Source organism: Yinghuangia sp. YIM S09857, assembly GCF_051388915.1.
In the GTDB taxonomy this organism is placed as follows: Bacteria; Actinomycetota; Actinomycetes; order Streptomycetales; family Streptomycetaceae; genus Yinghuangia.
The window spans coordinates 86,898-104,317 of record NZ_JBPKBH010000024.1 but is presented as its reverse complement, the minus strand read 5'-3'; the positions used below and the strand labels follow the sequence as shown (position 1 = coordinate 104,317).

General features: G+C 72.8%; 12 protein-coding genes. All 12 read right to left on the bottom strand.

Going from position 1 to position 17,420, the window contains the following annotated elements; genetic code table 11:
• Positions 1-138: 138 nt before the first annotated feature.
• Positions 139-1,143 (bottom strand): Gfo/Idh/MocA family protein, encoded by a 1,005-nt coding sequence (locus ACRX5S_RS35125; protein ID WP_436777269.1) that lies wholly within the window; start codon positions 1,141-1,143, stop codon positions 139-141.
• Between the two features lie 73 nt (positions 1,144-1,216).
• Positions 1,217-2,305: a DegT/DnrJ/EryC1/StrS family aminotransferase gene (locus ACRX5S_RS35120; protein WP_436777268.1), complete on the bottom strand. Its 1,089-nt coding sequence runs from the start codon at positions 2,303-2,305 to the stop codon at positions 1,217-1,219.
• Positions 2,305-2,952, bottom strand: a complete 648-nt coding sequence (locus tag ACRX5S_RS35115) for a DapH/DapD/GlmU-related protein (RefSeq protein ID WP_436777314.1) — start codon at positions 2,950-2,952, stop codon at positions 2,305-2,307. Before ACRX5S_RS35115 ends, ACRX5S_RS35120 begins: the two co-directional genes overlap by 1 nt.
• Before the next feature lie 67 nt (positions 2,953-3,019).
• Positions 3,020-4,168, bottom strand: a complete 1,149-nt coding sequence (locus tag ACRX5S_RS35110; protein WP_436777267.1) for a glycosyltransferase — start codon at positions 4,166-4,168, stop codon at positions 3,020-3,022.
• A 10-nt stretch (positions 4,169-4,178) separates the two neighbouring features.
• Entirely contained in the window at positions 4,179-5,045 is an 867-nt protein-coding gene (locus ACRX5S_RS35105; RefSeq protein WP_436777266.1) for an ABC transporter ATP-binding protein, read from the bottom strand.
• A complete protein-coding gene (locus ACRX5S_RS35100) occupies positions 5,029-5,964 on the bottom strand; it encodes an ABC transporter permease (RefSeq protein WP_436777265.1) in 936 nt (311 codons plus the stop codon). The genes ACRX5S_RS35105 and ACRX5S_RS35100 overlap by 17 nt, the downstream gene beginning before the upstream one ends.
• Positions 5,965-6,197: 233 nt before the next feature.
• The gene (locus tag ACRX5S_RS35095; protein WP_436777264.1) at positions 6,198-7,670 is read right to left on the bottom strand and encodes a glycosyltransferase; all 1,473 of its coding nucleotides are present in this window, start codon (positions 7,668-7,670) and stop codon (positions 6,198-6,200) included.
• Complete coding sequence (locus ACRX5S_RS35090; protein ID WP_436777263.1) at positions 7,667-9,244, bottom strand: glycosyltransferase; 1,578 nt, start codon at positions 9,242-9,244, stop codon at positions 7,667-7,669. Before ACRX5S_RS35090 ends, ACRX5S_RS35095 begins: the two co-directional genes overlap by 4 nt.
• The gene (locus tag ACRX5S_RS35085) at positions 9,244-12,864 is read right to left on the bottom strand and encodes a glycosyltransferase (RefSeq protein WP_436777262.1); all 3,621 of its coding nucleotides are present in this window, start codon (positions 12,862-12,864) and stop codon (positions 9,244-9,246) included. Before ACRX5S_RS35085 ends, ACRX5S_RS35090 begins: the two co-directional genes overlap by 1 nt.
• Positions 12,864-14,357: a glycosyltransferase family 4 protein gene (locus ACRX5S_RS35080; protein WP_436777261.1), complete on the bottom strand. Its 1,494-nt coding sequence runs from the start codon at positions 14,355-14,357 to the stop codon at positions 12,864-12,866. Before ACRX5S_RS35080 ends, ACRX5S_RS35085 begins: the two co-directional genes overlap by 1 nt.
• 245 nt (positions 14,358-14,602) lie before the next feature.
• The gene (locus ACRX5S_RS35075) at positions 14,603-15,880 is read right to left on the bottom strand and encodes a hypothetical protein (RefSeq protein ID WP_436777260.1); all 1,278 of its coding nucleotides are present in this window, start codon (positions 15,878-15,880) and stop codon (positions 14,603-14,605) included.
• A 115-nt stretch (positions 15,881-15,995) separates the two neighbouring features.
• The gene (locus tag ACRX5S_RS35070; protein ID WP_436777259.1) at positions 15,996-17,168 is read right to left on the bottom strand and encodes a glycosyltransferase family 4 protein; all 1,173 of its coding nucleotides are present in this window, start codon (positions 17,166-17,168) and stop codon (positions 15,996-15,998) included.
• Positions 17,169-17,420 lie beyond the last annotated feature (252 nt).

Below are 17,420 nucleotides of genomic sequence, written 5' to 3'. Positions count from 1 at the left end.
GCCGGTCGGAAACTCCGGTTGAAAACGCCGTCGGCGGCCGTGGTGGTCTGCGGCCGCCGACGTGTACTGCACAGACGTGTGTCCGCAGGGCGCGCCGTGCGCCGCCGGACACGCGAAGGGCGTCGAACGCCCCGCGCCTCAGGACTCCACGGAAACCGTGACGCCCTCGGCCGCCGAGTCGAGCAGGGCCTGCGCCACCACGACGTTGACCAGGCCCTGCCGCATCGTGACGATGTCGGCGTCCTTGCCCAGCACCGCGTCGCGGAACGCCTCGTGCTCCGTCTGCAACGGCTCCGGCTTGGAGATCGCGTACCGGATCATGTCGCCCTCGGACACGCCGCGGAAGTTCGACAGCGCCTCCCACTGCGTCATCATCTCGGCGTTGTTGTGGAACGTCAGGTCGACGTTCAGCGTGTCGGCGATCAGGCAGCCGCGCTCGCCGGTCACTATCGTGACCCGCTCCTTCATCGGCGACAGCCAGTTCACGAGGTGGTTGGTGACGGTGCCGTCGGCGAGCTGGCCGACGACGGCCACCAGGTCCTCGAAGTCGCGCCCGCTCTTGTACGCCGTGCGCGCGGACACCGAGCGGTACGGCTGCCCGGTCACCCACGCGGTCAGGTCGATGTCGTGCGTCGCGAGGTCCTTGACCACGCCGACGTCCGAGATGCGGTTCGGGAACGGCCCCTGGCGGCGCGTGACGACCTGGTAGACGCTGCCGAGCTGGCCGTCCTCCAGACGCGCGCGCAACTGCTGGAGCGCGGGGTTGTAGCGCTCGATGTGGCCGACCGCGCCGACCAGCCCGGCGGCCTCGAACGCCTCGGCGACCTTGCGGGACGACGCGACGTCCTGCGCGAGCGGCTTCTCGATCAGCGTGTGCACACCCGCGTCCGCGAGCGTCAGGCCGAGCTTCTCGTGGAACGCCGTCGGGGCGGCCACCACGCAGTAGTCGAGGCCCTGTTCGATGAGCTGCTCGACGGTGTCGACGCGCAGCAGGCCCTGCGCGGCGCCGTGCGGGTCGCCCAGCGGGTCCGCGACCGCGACCAGGTCGACGCCGGCCAGGCGGCGCAGGACCCGGGCGTGGTGGCGGCCCATCATGCCGAGCCCGACCAGCCCGGCGCGGAGCGGTGCCTTGTCGGGGCTCATGCCGTTCCCTCACTGTGCTCGGTCCGGCGGCGGCCGGATCGCGGTTTCGAGGCGTTGGACGGGGTGCGTGCGCTCATCGCGCGACCACCGCTTCGACGATGGTCTTCAGGTCGCCCTCGGACAGCGACGGGTGCACCGGGAGGGACAGCACCTCGCGGGCCGCCCGCTCGGTCTCCGGCAGGTCCAGCGTCAGGCCGAAGGACGGGAGGCGGTGGATCGGCACGGGGTAGTAGACGCCGCTGCCGACGCCGCGCTCGGCCAGCCGCGCCGCGAAGGCGTCGCGCCCGCCGGGGACGGCCTCGTCGCCGACCCGGACCGTGTACTGGTGGTAGACGTGCGTGGCGCCGTCGGCCACCGCGGGGGTGACGATGCCCGAGCCGGCGATCCCGGCGTCCAGGTACTCGGCGTTGGCGCGGCGCTGCGCGGTCCAGCCGGCGAGGCGGCCGAGCTGGACGCGGCCGATCGCCGCGTGCAGGTCGGTCATGCGCATGTTGAAGCCGACGACCTCGTTCTCGTACCGCTTCTCCATGCCCTGGTTGCGCAGCAGGCGCAGCTTGCGGGCGATCTCCGGGTCGTCGGTGACGACCATGCCGCCCTCGCCGGAGGTCATGTTCTTCGTCGGGTAGAGGCTGAAGACCGCGGTCTTGCCGAAGGCGCCCACGGGGGTGCCGTGCAGCGCGGCGGCGTGCGCCTGGCAGGCGTCCTCGATGATCGCGAGGCCGTGGCGCTCGGCGATCCCGCCGAGGCGGACCATGTCGGCGGGGTGGCCGTAGAGGTGCACCGGCATGATCGCGGCGGTGCGCGGGGTGACCGCGGCCTCGACTGCGGCCGGGTCGATGCAGAAGTGGTCCGGCTCGACGTCCACGAAGACCGGCGTCGCCCCGACCAGCGCGACGACGTTGGCGGTCGCCGCGAAGCTGAAGGAGGGCACGATGACCTCGTCGCCCGGGCCCACGCCCATGGCGATCAGGGCCAGGTGCAGGCCGGAGGTGCCGGAGTTGACCGCGACCGAGGTGCGCCCGGCCACGATCTGCGCGAACTCCTGCTCGAACGCCGCGACCTCGGGACCCTGGGCGACCATGCCGCTGCGCAGCACCCGGTCGACCGCCTCACGCTCCTCCGCGCCGAAGAACGGCGCCGCGGCGGGGATGGTTCCGGCCATCAGGGGGTTACCTCCGAAAGGGTTTCGTCGATCTCGATATAGCGTGCTCCGGTTTCCGGGCACACCCAGCGCCGTGCGGCCGGGGTCTGGCCGCCGCGGTGCTCCCCCGTAAGCTCCTCGACCTGCCGGCCCGAGTCGGCCGTCTCGTCCGCGACCAGCGGGAGCCCGGCCTTGCCCACCCATTTCACACGTTTCGCGGGGACTCCGGCGACCAGCGCGTAGTCGGGTACGTCGCGTGTCACCACGGCACCCGCGGCCACCAGGGCCCAGCGGCCCACGGTAACGCCGGCGACGAGCACGGCACGGGCGCCGATCGCTGCGCCGGTGCGTACCGTGACGCCCCGGGCGTCCCAGTCCCCGCCGCGCTTCAGGGTGCCCTCGGGATTGACCGAGCGAGGGTACACGTCGTTGGTGAGCACGGCGGCGGGCCCGATGAAGACCCCGTCCTCAAGCCGGGCCGGCTCGTAGACGAGCGCGTAGTTCTGCAACTTCACGTTGTCACCGAGTTGCACGTCGGGTCCGACGTACGCGCCGCGGCCGATGATGCACCCCGAACCGAGCACGGCGCCCTCACGCACCTGCGCGAGGTGCCAGATGACCGTCCCCGCCCCGATCTTGGCCCGGTCGTCGACGTCGGCACTCGGCATGACGCTTACAGCGGAAGGGTCGGGGGTGCCCGTGGACTCCACTCAGCGCTCCTCAGTCTCGTCAGGGTCAGCGCTCGGCGGCACGGACAAGATCACTTATGGTGCGGGCGAGTTCGTCGGAGGGTGACACCCCGGCGAGGTGGTGAGCGGTCCACTCGAGTGCGGCTTCGCGCATCGCGCGGAGCTCCTCGGGGTGGTCGGCCCATTCGCGCAGGACCCGCCCCGCGTCCTCGGCGTCGCGGACTACCCGACCCGCCCCGGACTCGCCCACGATCCTAGCCATACGCGGGAGGGGGGTCGCCACCACGGCGAGTCCGCTTCCCAGGTATTCGTACAGCTTTGTGGGGACCGCCTCGCGGAATGCGGGCGTATCGTCGAGCAGTGCGAATCCCGCCCACGCGCCGCGGGCGAAACGCCATGCCGCCTCCGGCGACAGCCTGCCGTGCAGCCTGACCCGCTTGGCCGCCGGCGAGGTGCGGCGCCATTCCTCCAGCCACACCTTGTCGGTCCCGGCGACCGGGCCGACTATGTCCAGTTCCCAGGGGTCCGCGGCCTCGATCGCGGCGAGCATCGTGGCCAGGCCGCGGGAGCGGCGCACGTCCCCGATGTAGAGGGCGCGGGGGGTGGGGTCGAACTCGCCCGGCTCGGGCAGGTAGCCCATGTCGGGGAGGTTCTTGACGACCAGGCGGCTGCGCGCGGAGAGCGGCGGCACGTGGTCGTCGGCCACCACGGTGAGGTCGGCGCGGCCGGTGACGACGGTGCACAGGCGGACCAGGGACTCCCCGGCGCGCCCCTTCCAACTGCTGCCCCACGGGCGGTCGCGCAGCAGTTTGAGGTAGTCCTCGTGGACGTCGACCGCCAGGCGGCCGCGGCGCAGCAGCCGGGCCGCCGCGGCGGTCGGGACCAGGTCGGGGTCGAGGGTCATAACGACCTTGCCGCGGGCCTTGAAGGGCACCGTCAGGTCGCGGCGGGCCCGGTCGACGGCGCCGCCGCGCGCACCGAGCGAGACCACGTGGGCGCCGGCCGGGCCGCCCGCGGGGTCGCCGAGCCCGATGACCTCGACGGTCAGGCCGGCCCGGATGAGTGCCGCCGCGGTGCGGTGCAGCCGCGCGTCGGCGACGTCGTGGCCCGAGCTGATGATGCTGACATCGATCGGGGTGCGGTCCCCCGGCCGGCGGCCGGCCGCACTCGCGGTCTCGCTGGTGGCGTCGGTCATGGCCTCTGGATCAGACGTCTTCCATCGCGAACGCCTCTTCGCCGACCTCGAGGAAGCGCATGTACTCCCCGATGATCGTCTCCGGGTCGCCCTGGTCCATCAGCTTCCCCTTGTGCAGCCAGAGGCAGTGGTTCGCCATCTCGCGCACCGATGCCATGCCGTGGCTGACGAGGATGATCGTCCTTGCCGCCCGGCACAGTTCGTCCATCTTGGCGGCGGCCTTGCGCTTGAAGCGCGCGTCGCCCGCCGAGAGCGCCTCGTCGACGAGGAGGATGTCCGGATCCATGTGCACGCCGACGGAGAAGGCGAGTCTCTGGTACATACCGGATGAATAGGACTTCATGGGCATGTCCATGAACTCGCCCAGTTCCGCGAAGTCCGCGATCTCCTCGTACTTGGCCTGCACGTCGGCCTCGCTCTTGCCCTGCGCGAGGCCGCCGAGGATGACGTTCTCCCGCCCGGTGAGCTGGCTGTTGAAGCCGACGCCGAGGGCGAGCAGCGTGCTGACCCGGCCGTGCACCTCGATGCGGCCCCGGGTGGGCGGCAGGATGCCGGCGATCGCGCGCAGCATGGTCGACTTGCCGGCGCCGTTCGCGCCGACCACGCCGAGGACCGTGCCGTGGTTGATGCTCCACGACACGTCCTTGACCGCTTCGATCTCCTTGATCATCCGTTCCCGGCGGCCCACGCGCTTGATCGCGCTCTTGAGCGTGGGCACCTTCTCGACCGAGGTGCGGTACGTGATCGCCAGGTTCTCGACCTTGACCGCGAGCGGCTGTTCGCGCGGGTCGGGTCGGGCGGGACCGGCGGCCTCGCCCGGGGCGGCGGCGTCGGACACGGCGGACTCCAGGACCTCGGGGTCAGATGCGGTAGGCAAATTCACGCTCCCGGGACAGGAAGAACCAGGCTCCACCAAAAAGGGCCACGACCGCCCAGGCCGTGCCGTACAGCATGAGCATCCCGTCGGGCGCCCGGTTCTCCAGGATGACCTGGTTCCAGGAGCCGATGATCGGGTACAGCGGGTTGACCTTGAAGATCCACAGCAGCCACTCGTTGCCCGCGAGCTTCTCCCTGGCCTGCTCGACGGTGAAGAGCACCGGCGAGAGGTAGATCCAGATGCGCAGGGCGTACGGCAGGAGGCTCGCGGTGTCGCGGAAGTAGACCGCCATCGCCGCGAAGAACAGGCCGCAGCCGAAGCTGAACACGGTCTGGATCACGAAGATGGGGATCAGCCACGTGAAGGCGATGCCGGCGGTGCGCCCCGCGGCGAAGTGCGCGATGGCGTAAACGACGAGCGTCGGCCAGTACATCATGAACGAGGAGAACAGCGAGGAAAGCGGCAGCAACGCCTTCGGAAACGCCATGTTCATGATCATCTTGCCGCCGCCGGTGATCGACTGCGACGAGAGCTGCACGATGTTTCGCGTGTAGTAGTAAGAAAAAAGGCCGCAGAGGATGAGGGTGAAGCCCTTCATCGCACCGCCCTCGTGCGACCCGGTCAGGACCGTCACGAGCATGAAGTAGACGGCGGCGAGCAGCAGCGGGTTGATCACCAGCCACAACTGCCCGAACACCGTCTCGTAGTTGCGCCCCTTCAGGGTCGCGTGGGCCATGCGGTACGCGAAGCGCCTCCGCTGGCCCAGGTCGTGCATATACGTCTTGAGCGGAGGCAGGTGAGCGGTGTACGGCTCGTACACGTGCACTGGCACGCTGTCGGCCGCACGGCTCTTCTTCGCCACCTGCGCCTCGGCATCCATGACCGCCACTACCGGCTTCTCCTCGGCTGCGGGGTACACCCCTCGGAACTGACGACCGCGAACCGCTCCGTACGGGTGGATACCGACGATACCGGGGATACCGGTCGGGGGCTGCGGTCGGAGCACACACGGTCGTCCCGGTGTTCGGACGGCCGCGCGGCGGCGCCGCCGAGGTTACCGGATTCCTTGATCGCGCATCGATCGCGGAGCACCCGGATCATGCACACTCCTCAGCGTCACAGTCGTCCCTGGCAGCCCATTTGGTTCCCGGATCACGCCGTCTCGGCGAACGGACGGTGCCCCGGCAGCGGTTCCGGCGCGCGGCCCGCGAGCGCGCCGTAGAGCGCCACGAGGACCTTCGCCTGGCCCTCCCACGAGTTCTCGGCCAGAAGCGAGTCAGTGTACGCCGCGGCGTAGCCCCGCGGGTCTGCGAGCACCTTGCCGGCCGCCGCCGCGAACGCCTCCGCGTCCCGCTTCCGCAGTGCCGCGTCCGCCACTTCGTCGGTCGAACGCACCGCGAACACCTCGCCGCACCCGAGTTCGACCGTCTTGTCCGCCATCGCCTCCACGTCGGAGACCACGATCGGGAGTTTCGCGTGCATGTACTCGTAGTACTTGGTGATCAGTGCGATTTCATGGTTCACGGTGTGCAGGATCGGGATCACCCCGACGGTCGCCGACGACAGGAACTCGGGGACCTGGTGCGGCGCGACGTACGGAACCGTGTGGATCCGGTCGCCGGCGCCAAGTTCACCCGCACGAGCGACCAGCGATCGGACATAGGGATCCTTGCGGTCGCCGCACACGACGGCCACGTGCACACCGTCCAGCAGCGGCAGCGCCTCGACCATGATGTCCACGCCGCGGGCGGGCGAGATGGCTCCGCTGTAGACCAGCAGCGGAACGTCGTCGGCCAGGCCGATCGTCTCCCGTATCCCGGTGACCTTGCCCTCCTCCGCGGCCGTGTCGAGCTCCACCATCGGCGCGTTGGCGACGACCGTCGGCCGGGTGCGGAGCGCGTACTTCTCCACCAGCATGTCGGCCAGCGTCGGCGACACCGTCACGACGGCGTCCGCGCGGCGCACGAACTCCCGTTCCAGGCCCGTGTACGCCAGCTTCCGCTGGGTCGGCATGTGCACGCCCGCGACGTACTCGTGGGCGTCGTAGACCACCTTGGGGCGCTTGCCGCCGGCCCGCGCGATGCGGTCCGCGATGCGCACGCCGATGCCCGGCGTGTGCATGTCGTGCGCGTGGATGACGTCCGGCCGGAACTCCTCCACGACGGCGCTCCAGGCGTCCTCCAGGAGCAGCAGATGGCGTGCCGTACGCCGCCAGTCACCGTCGCGGATGTAGACCTTCCAGAGCGTCTCCTTGGCCTTGTCCTTGACCCCGGGGCCGCCGGTGCCGGGCTCCTTGACGCTCTTCATGAGGCGGCGGCGCGCCTTGTAGTCCATGCGCGCCGCGAAGCTCGCCGCGCGCAGCGCCCCCGCGCGGGCCCGGTCGGCCGGTGCGGTGGCGTGCGCGTACTGCTCCGACTTCAGCCTGAAGCGGTTGGACAGGCCGGTGCGCGCCACGCGCGCGGCGCCGATGTGCGTCGTCCCGGCGGGCACCGCGGGCGCGTTCGCGTCGTAGCCGAGCAGCAGCACGTCGAAGCCCGCCTCGGCCGCCGAGTACGCGACCTTCTGCACGCGCGAGTCCCGCGTGATGTCGTTGGCCACCAGCATGGCCACGCGAGGCCGTGTCACGGTGTGACCCCCAGGAACTCGGCGAGGACGCGCGCGCTGCGGGTGCCGTCGTGGTTGTCGCGGACGTAAGCCGGGCCCCGCGCCGCCAGTTTCCCGGCCTCGTCGCGCTCCGCGAGGATGCGTTCCAGCTCGCTCCCCAGCGTATCCGGGTCGGCGTTGACCATGGGAACGTCCTCGGGCAGGTGTTCGGTCACCGACTCGTGCAGATAGCACACCGTTACCCGGCCGGCCGCCATCGCCTGCACGGACATCACGCCGTACGAGCCGAACACGAACTGGTCCAGCACGATGTCCGCGTCGGCCAGCAGCGCGGGCATCTCGGACGCCTGAACGCCCTTGATCCGCCGGTACTCGATCAGCCCCGCATCGTGCATCTCCTCGACGACCGGCTCGATCAGCCCGGTGCCCTTGGTGAACGGGCTCGACGGGGCATGCACCACCACCGGCCGCTCGCGTCGCAGCGGCTTGTTGTCGGCGGCCCACACCTGTGGGTCCACGACGACGGGCAGCCAAACCGCGTCCGGCACGTCGTGCAGCAGGTCGGGCGTGGACACGAACTTCGGTACGTCCATGGCCCGGACGACCGGCCCCAGCCGGTCCACCTTGCTCTGGAGCGCCCGGGTGAGCTCGTGGTCGGGGTCGAACGGCGAGAACGGCACCCGGGCGCGCTGCGCGGCCGGGTCGCGGATCTCCGAGCCGTGGAACGCGAGGCCCACCGCCACGCCGGCGGCGGCCAGTTCGGCCAGGTCGAAGTTCGCCCACGGGCCGTTCAGCCGCCCGAACGGCGGCATCGCGCACTCCGCCAGCACGTGCGAGTAGTTGTCGAGCACGTACGCGAGCTGACCCAACTGCCAGGTGCGCGACAGCCAGTCGTCCGTCGAGATGGTGCGGTCCGCGGCGAACCCGAAGGTGTTGCCCGAGCTGAGAGTGAACGTCTCCGCACGCACGCCCGGCAGCCCGCGCTCCACCGCACGCGCCCACTCGTAACCCTGCCCGGCCATGTTGGTGGGCCCGATGCCCAGCACCACGCCCTCGGGCGTGGAGCCCTTGGCGTCCACGGTCGCGGCCTCCCCGACGGGGGCCTCGGCGACCGGCGCGAAGGCGTCGGCGTACGGTCGGTACGCGGCCTCGCACCGCTCCCCCCAGTGCGGGTCCGCCGCCGCGGCCTGCCACACCCGCTCGCGCACCATGGCGAGCTTGCGGCGGGCCAGCTTGCGGCGCAGGCCCGTGACCAAGCCGGAGCCGGCCAGCGCGGCGACGTTCGAGCGGGCCACCGAGATCTCGGCGGCCGCATCGGCATCCACCGGCACATTGAGCACACGCAGCACACCGGTGTCGGACACGGTGGCCGTGGTGGACACCTCGGCGGCCTCGGCGGGCGCCGCGAGCAGCACGTAGTTGCCGGCGTCCGCCAGCGCGCGCCCGGCGGCGAACTCCGGCCCGGACGTGCCCACCGGAGCGTCCGCGGTGAGGACGACGCGCGGCAGCGGGCGCCGCGTGTCCGCCGGCACCGCCCCGGCGGCCTCGCCCGCGTCTGCCGCGTCCTCGGTCACGACGGATTCCGTTTCGGCCATCAGGTCTCTCCCTGGGATGGTGCATGCCTGGCGAGAAAGGAAGCGAGTGCCGCCGCGGATCGGCGGCCGTCATGATGCGTCGCCGCGAACTCCGGTCCACGCGCTGCGACTTCGCGCGCGACGTCGCGGTCGTCGAGCACCCCGGTGAGCACGGTGCGGAGCGTCTGCGGGGTGGCCTCGACCTGCGGTACGCCGCCGTCCCCGAACCGCTCGCGGACCCGCGGCGCGGCGTGGCCGACGACGACCCGCCCGGCGGCCATCGCCTGTGCGGCCAGGACGCCGACGTTCCCGATCGCGAGCTGGTCGATCACGATGTCGGCGTCGGCGACGAGGGCGGGCATGTCGGCCGGGGGGACGCCCTCCACTCGCCGGTACTCGACCAGGCCGCGGGCGGCGAGGTCGCCGACGACGGCGTCCACGACCGGGGAGCTCTTCAGCGTGCCGCGCGAAGGTGCGTGCAGCACAACTGGCTTGCCCCGGCGCAGCGGCTCGGCGCCCGGCCTCCAGGCGGCCAGGTCGACCACGACGGGTAGCCAGACGGCGTGCGGCCATCGATCGACGACGAAGTCGAGGAGGTCGGGGGTGGAGACGAAAACCGGGCCGTCCCAATCATCCACATCGCGCATGCGGGCGTCGTAACGTGGCTGAAGGTCCTGCGAAACCTGGCTGTTCGGATCGGCGAAGGGCGACTCGGCGTAGAGCTCCCGGTGCCGCCTCGGATCGCGCACGTCGGACCCGTGGAACACCAGCCCGACGGCGATCCCCGCCTCGCGGAGGACGTCCGCGTCCCCGGAGAACCGCCCCGACCGCGCGGCCCGCCCGGTCAGCGGCAGCCCCGATTCGAGCAGCACGTGGGTCGCGGTGCGCACCACATGCCGACGCAACGCAAGGTGCACTCTGACGGACTCCCACCCCGCGGTGGTGAGGTACCGGTCCGCCGAAAACCGCAACGGCCCTTCCCGCCGCAACGCGAACACCTCGGCGGCCACGCCAAGATGCCGCTCCGCGGCCTGCGCCCAAGCCCACCCCTGCCCGGCCATGTTGGCGGGCCCGATCATGAGGGAGGGGGACGCAAGGCCACGCGAGTCGGCCGCGGAGCTTCCCGCGGGGTCGGCCTGCGGCGAACCCGGGGTGGCGGCAGAGGTGGTCGCGTCGGTCTCGGGGTGTGCTGTGGCCTCCGCCGTCGCGCGTGCCGCGGCGGCTGAAGCCGGGCTCGCCGCCGGCCCGGCGCCGCCGCCGCGCCCAACCCCCGCGCCCCCGCGTTCCGTCACCGCTCCCGCCGGAGTCGTGTGCACGCGGGTCGCGCGCGGGGTGCACAGGCGCTCCAGAGTACGGAGGGCTCGGCGGGCCTCCGGTGTTTCCGGCAAACCGGTGGGATCAGCGCCTGGAGGGTGGTACTCGACGGTCAGGGTGCGGCCGGTCTTCTTGGCTCGCGCGGCGGCATGGGAGGCGATCAGGAGGGCCACCGGGTCGCAGGCGTGGACGACTTCGGGGGCGAGAGCGTCCAGTACGGGGGCCAACGCGACCTCGGCGTCGATGGCCTCGGGGAGGGCCGCGCGCCAACCGAGGGACGGCAGGTCCGGGAGCCGCTCGAAGAGCGAACTGCCCCTGCGGCCCAGGAACTCCGCGTACGTGCGGGCCGCGCGGGCGACCGACTCGTCCGTCCCGCGCCTGCGGTCGCGACCCGCGGCGACGGTCCGCGGCGCCGGGATCAGCACGACCTGCGCGGCGTCCGCCGCCCGCGGCGGACGGCGAGTGCTGTCGCCCGGACCGTCCGGGTCCGGGGCCAGGACGACGGCGTCCAGGCCCGCGGAGCGCGCCCGGTCGGCGAGGGCCGTGACGGCGCCGCGGCGCACCCCGGTCGCGGAAGCGACCAGCACGACGGCACGGGGAGAAGAGGCCGGAATGCCCGCGTCGTCGAGGAGTTCGGCGGGCGGGCGGCCCTCGGAGGCGGTCGGCGAGGGCTCGGCGGACTCCTCCGCCCCGACCGCGGGCGCGCCCGTCGGCACCTCGGCGAACTCGGCCGCGCCCGAGGCGAGTTCCGCGGCGAGGGTGCCCGTCGTGCGCGGCTCCGGCACCAGGCCGGTGAGGCGCTCGTACAGCGCGGCGACGTTCTCCGTCTGGCGGTCCCAGGAGTGCTCCTCCAGGAGTCCGTCGGCGGCGTACGGCTTCACGTACCGCTCGCGGTCCGCGAGGACCTTGCGCACCGCCGCCGCGAGGCCCTCCGCGTCCCCCGCCGTGAACACCTCGCCGCAGCCCAGCTCGCGCGTGAAGGCCGCCATCGTCCTGACGTCGGAGACGACGATCGGCAGCCCCGCGTGCATGTATTCGTAGTACTTGGTGATCAGCGAGATCTCGTGGTTCGGCAGGTGTCGCAGCGGGATGACGCCGATCGTCGCGGACGACAGGTGGTCCACGACCTCCTCGGGGTCGACGTACGGCACGAAGTGGAAGCGGTCGCCCACCCCCAACTCGGCGACGCGCGCCTCCAGTTCGGCGAAGTAGGGGCGACGGTCGCCGGCCACCACGACGGCGTGCGCGTCCGGCAGCCGGACCAGCGCCTCGGCCAGCGTGTCGACGCCGCGTTCGGGGGCGAGCCAGCCGGAGTAGACGAGGACCGGCACGTCGTCCGGCAGCCCCGCGGCGCCCCGCACGCCCCGCCCGGTGCCGCCCGTCGGCCGGGTCAGGCGCGGCGCGTTGGTGGCGATGGTCGGCCGGTCGCGCAGGCTGTAGCGGTCCCGCAGCATGTCCGCGAGGGTGTCCGACACCGTCACCACGCCGTCGACGCGGGCGATCAGTTCGCGCTCCAGGCCGACGTACGCCGCCTTCTGCTCCGGGCCCGGATACCCCGCCCCGGCGATGAACTCCTGCGCGTCGTAGATCATCACGGCCTGGCGGCCGGTGCGCCGCGCGCGTTCGACCGCTCGCGCGCCGACGCCGAGCGCGGTGATGTCCTGCGCGTGCACGATGTCCGGTTGGAGCGCGTCGATCTCCGGGCCGAACGCCGCCTCGAAGTCCACGAGTTGCGGTTGCGTGGCACGCCAGCCGGAGCCTTCGGCGAGGTACGAGTAGGCCACCGCGCGCGCCTTCGCCCCCGGCCGGGCGACCCGTGCCAGCCGGGCCGCGTGGCGGCGCGTCGCCTCGCGGCGCACCATGTGCCGGGCCCGCGCGGCGGTGACCCCGGCGCCCTTCACGGTGTGCCGCACGCGGTCCGCGGGCGACGCGACGAACGCCTCCTCGGCGGCCTGTTCGCGGCGCAGGAAGTTCACCGTGACGCGGTCGGCGACCTCGTCGTCCCGGCTCAGGAAGCCGATGCGGCCCAGCACGCCGCGCAGGCGCCGCGAGCGGCGGTACGGCGCGACGACCGACGGCACGGGCACGCGGATGACGGTGGCCGCGCCGCGCTCCGGGTCGCCGAGCGTGGTCACCTCACGGGCGGAGGTGCGCGAGCGCCCGAGCACCACGACGTCCCAGCCGCGCTCGGCCATGCCGAGGGCGAGCTTCTGGATGCGCGAGTCGCCGGTGATCCAGTTCATGCGCAGCAGTACGAGGCGCGGCGGCGCACCGGCCGCGCGGGGGGCGGCTGAGACGACGGGGGCGGCGGACCTGGACGCGCCCATCAGCCCGCCAACCGCTCGTACAGCGCCAGCAGTTCCGGCACCTGGGCCTCCCACGTGTTGCGGGCGAGGAGGTCCCCTTCGTACGGCTTGACGTACTTGTCGCGGTCCGCGAGCACCGCCCGCACCCCCGCCGCGAAGCCCTCGCTGTCGCCTGCCGGGAACACCTCGCCGATGCCCTGCTCACGCGTGAACGCGCCGACCGTGCGCAGGTCGGAGACCACCAGCGGCAGGCGCGCGTTCAGGTACTCGTAGTACTTGCTCGGCAGCGACAGCTCGTAGTTCGGCGAGTGGAGCGAGGTCACGATGCCCACGCTCCCGGCGGCGAGGTGCGCGACGACCTGGTGCGGCTTGACGTACGGCAGGATGTGCAGCCGGTCGGAGACGCCGAGTTCGCGGGCCTGCCGCTCCAGCGCGTCGACGTACGGGTTGCGGGCGGTGACCATCGCCAGGTGGACACCGGGAAGCGACGGCATCGCGGCGACCGCGGTGTCGAGCGAGCGTTCGGGCGCGGTCATCCCCGCGTACACCATCAGCGGCACCTCGGCGCCGAGCCCGGCCGCGGCGCGGACGTCCGGCACCACCTCGGCGTCGTCGTCCGTGGCCAGTTCGGCGACGGTGGGCGCGTTGCACACCACCGTGGGCCGCGCCGCGAGGCCGTGGTCGGCGACCAGCAGGTCCGCGATCGCGTCGGAGACGGTGACGACCCCGTCGGCGAGCCGGATGTACTTGCGCTCCTGCGCGGCCATCGCCGGGCGGAACGCCGGGTCGCCGGGCCGCTCCCAGCCCGCGATGTACTCGTGCGCGTCGTAGACGATCCGCACCGGGTGCCCGGCGCCGCGCAGCTTGAGCCCCGCGCGCACCACCAGCCCCACGGTGTCGAAGTCGTGGGCGTGCAGCAGGTCCGGCTTGAGCTCGGCGATCACCGGGGCGAACGCGGTGTCGAAGTCCACCAGTTGGGGCTGCGTGAGCCACGCGCCGCCGTCCCGGCCCAGGCCGACGGCCAGGCGCGTGCGCCCGCCGGGCTTCTTCGCCTTGGCGGCGGACCGCTCGTAGAGCCTGCGGCGGGCCTCGATCCAGTAGCCGCGCGCGCGGTCGGCGGCGGTCAGCCCGGTCAGCCGCAGCCGCGTGGCCATGTCGTCGTCGCCGAGTGCGGCGAGGCGGCGTTCGACCTCAAGGTCGGCGCGCAGCGCGCGACGGGCGTCGACGCGCATGCGCGCCTGCTCGCCCGAGCGGTACCCGAGGCGCCCGGCCACACCGCGCGGCGGGTTGTCCTTGCGGTACGTCTGGGCCGTCATGCGCAGCGGCACGCGGATCACCCGCGCGTCGCCGATCGTGTACTCCTCGCGCGTGTTCCCCCGCGCCCGGCCGAGCAGCACGACGTCCCACCCGGCCTCGGCGACCGACCGCGCGGTCTTCTGCACGCGCGAGTCGCCGTCGACGAAGTTGCTGACGACCATGACCGCGAGCCGCGGCCGCTGCTCTGCTCCCTGCACTGCGGGTCACTCTCTCTCGACTGTGCGGTGGTCAAGGCCGGGTGCGTGGCCCGGATCACGCGGTCAGTTTGCCACGCCTGCCGTTTCCCCTCGGGGACAGCGCGCGGGCAGCGGGGCGCGGCGTCGGCGGGATGTCCCCGGGACGTCGTACGGTGGCGCCGGGACGCCGGTCGCACGGCGCCGGGGCGGGCCGCCGAACGCGCCACCGGGAGGGCCGCCACGGGACCCGCCGGACTCCCGGGCACTCAGCCCCGCTTGCGCAATGCGCCCATTTTGACCAGTTTCACCCGGGCCCGCTTACGAGCGCCGTCGAGGCGCCGCACCAGCAGGTGCACACGCAGGTTGTCCTCGATGCGGTCGCGCACCGTCCGCGGCGGAACCGTCGCCGCGCGGTTGCCCTGGCGTCCCAGCGCCTGGCGCAGCCGCGACAGCTCGGCCTCCAGGGCGGTGATGCGGCCCCGTCCCTCGACCACCGGCCAGTCGGGCCGACCGGCGACCACCTTGACCGGCGGTTCGCGGTACGCGTCCAGCAACTGCCGTGCCACCGTGCCGAGATCGTGGCGCTTGTGCACCCACGCCACCGACTCGGCGCGCAGCCGCGCCCGTTCGTCGGGGTCGGCGGCCAGGCGGCGTACGACGTCCCCGAGGTCGGCGCCGACCGCCTCCACCACCGGACACCCGGGCGTACGCGCGCGGTTGCGCTCGTGCACGTGCGCAATGGCGATGGCACCGCAGGCCATGCCCTCGACCGACACCATGCCGTGGTCGCCGATGGTCAGGCTGTCCACGATCATGTCGGCGCGCGCGAACTCCGCCTTGACCTGGCTGTGCGAGAGTCCGGACAGCGGCCGGTACTCGACGACGCCCTCCTCGTGCAGCGGCGCCAGGGCGGCGTCGACCAGGTGCGAGCCCTTCGTGGCGCGCTTGGACGGCAGGTGCACGACCACCGGCACCCGCGGCTCCGGCCCGCGCTCGGTGTGCCACGCGTCGGCGTCGACGGCCAGCGGGACGAGTTCGGCGTCCGGCACGTAGTCGAGCAGCCCCGGCGTAGAGACGAACATCCGGTCGCAGTGCCGCCGGGCGGTCTCGACCATGGCGTGGATGCGAACCTCGTCGACGACCGCGTCCTTGAGGTACGAGTCGGGCTCGCGCTCCATGTGCACGCTGCGCAGCCGCACGTCGGAGCCGTGCCAGTGCATGAAGACCTTCTTGCCGAGCGAGCGCAGCAGGGGCAGGTCCCACAGGGCGGGCAGCAGCGGCTCGTGGGCGTTCAGGAGCGAGCGGCCGTACTGGAAGTGGAAGACGTCGAAGTTGCGGACCGCGTGGTCGAGGACCTGCCAGCGGTAATCGGGCTCGGCGAGCAGGCGGTCGGCGTCCCACACCCGGTCCGGCACGATGCCGAAGGCCGGCTCCCCGAAGCTCCACACCTCGGCGTGGACCCCGAGCGCGCGCATCCCGCGGGCCCAGGTGCTGGGTTGTCCCGCGATGTCGCGGGGGGCGTAGAGAACCCGGAGTGACGTCATGGCGGTGTGTCTTCCTGCGTTCGCGGGACGGGCGGAGTGCGGCGGAAGTCGGGGCGGTCCGGTCGGGGGACGGTCGGGACCGTCGGGGACGGTCGGGTCAGGAGGCGCGGTCGGGTCAGGAGGCGCGGTCGGGCACGGGCAGGTCCGCGTACAGCTTCAGCAGCGTCTTGGCGTCGTGCTCCCAGGACAGCAGCGGCTCGGCGGCGCGAACGTTGGCGAGCAGCTCCGGGTAGCGGTCACGGGCCTCGCGCACGGCGGCGGCCAGGGACACGGCGTCGCCGGGGCGGTAGAGCGTGCCGAGGTCGTGCTGCCGTACCACGCGCGCGAGTTCGCGTACGTCGGTGGCGACCACCGGCACCCCGGCCCGGACCGCGTGGAACAGCTTGTTGGGCATCGCGAGCCGGTGGTTCTCCCAGCGGTCCGAGTGCGTCACGAGCGCGAGGCCGGTGCGGCGCAGCAGCGCGTCGACGCCGTCCACCGGCAGCGCGCCGAGCACCCGCACGGGACCGGTGTCGAGGGCCGCGAGGTACGTGTCGTCGGACGGCCCGACCAGCGTGACCTCCAGGTCCGGCAGTTCGCGGGCGGCGGCGACGATCGCCTCGATCTCGCGGTACGGCGCGATCCGCCCCGCGTACGCCGCGCCCTTCGGGCTCTCCGGTAGCGGCACGTCGGCGGCGGCCGTACCGCTCGGGAAGGTGTTGTGCACGACGGTGACGTGCGGCCAGCCGTAGCGTGCCCGCAGCGCGTCGGCGACCCCTTCGCCGACGGTGATCACCGCGGCGGCCCCGGCGCCGAGTTCGCCCTCGACCTTGGCCTCGCGCGCGGCGCGCACCGGGGTGGGACGCCCCACGCGCGGTCGGCCGGACCACAGTTCGTGCGTGTCGTAGACCAGCGGGACACGGCGCTCACGGGCGAGTTCGGCGCCCAGTTCGAGCGTGTTGAAGTCGTGTGCGTGCACGACGTCGAACGTGCGTGCCAGCGCGTCGGTGCGGGCTGCCCGCGCCCACGCGGCGAATGCGGACGCGCGGTGCTGCGGCAACAGCGCCCACCGCGCCGCACGCATGTGCGGCGGCAGCCGCCGCCCGCCGCCGACCGGCGCCCCGGCCTTCTGGAACACCGAGGCCCCGCCGACCGACGAGACGCCGACCCCGCGCGGCGGCACCCAGTCCTCGGGCACCCCCCGGCCGATGACGTGCACATGGTGCCCGGCGTCGGCCAACGTCGTCGCCTCGCGCACCACCCGGGTGTCGGTGGCGACGGTGGTGATGACGAGCATCAGGATGTTCACCGCGAGTCGGTCTCCCCGGCGGCGTCGGAAGGCGCCCGCAGATCGCCCTCCCCGGACACGACGAAGAATCCGGAGTCGGGCCCGGCCACCTCGGCCACAGGCCCGGTCTCGGACGCCCCGGCACCCGACGCCTCATCAGCAAACCGGGCCGCGACTTCACCTCCGGCCAGGTCTTCGGCCGCGGTCTCGGCCTCCGCTTGTGCGGGTGCGAGGTCATCCGGGACGTCGGCTTCGGCCGCCGCCTCGCCGCCG

Excerpts from the sequence above, each read along its gene's own strand:
- ACRX5S_RS35125 (WP_436777269.1), bottom strand. The coding sequence starts at position 1,143 with ATGAGCCCCGACAAGGCACCGCTCCGCGCCGGGCTGGTCGGGCTCGGC.
- ACRX5S_RS35120 (WP_436777268.1), bottom strand. The coding sequence starts at position 2,305 with ATGGCCGGAACCATCCCCGCCGCGGCGCCGTTCTTCGGCGCGGAGGAG.
- ACRX5S_RS35115 (WP_436777314.1), bottom strand. The coding sequence starts at position 2,952 with ATGCCGAGTGCCGACGTCGACGACCGGGCCAAGATCGGGGCGGGGACG.
- ACRX5S_RS35110 (WP_436777267.1), bottom strand. The coding sequence starts at position 4,168 with ATGACCGACGCCACCAGCGAGACCGCGAGTGCGGCCGGCCGCCGGCCG.
- ACRX5S_RS35090 (WP_436777263.1), bottom strand. The coding sequence starts at position 9,244 with ATGGCCGAAACGGAATCCGTCGTGACCGAGGACGCGGCAGACGCGGGC.
- ACRX5S_RS35085 (WP_436777262.1), bottom strand. The coding sequence starts at position 12,864 with ATGGGCGCGTCCAGGTCCGCCGCCCCCGTCGTCTCAGCCGCCCCCCGC.
- ACRX5S_RS35075 (WP_436777260.1), bottom strand. The coding sequence starts at position 15,880 with ATGACGTCACTCCGGGTTCTCTACGCCCCCCGCGACATCGCGGGACAA.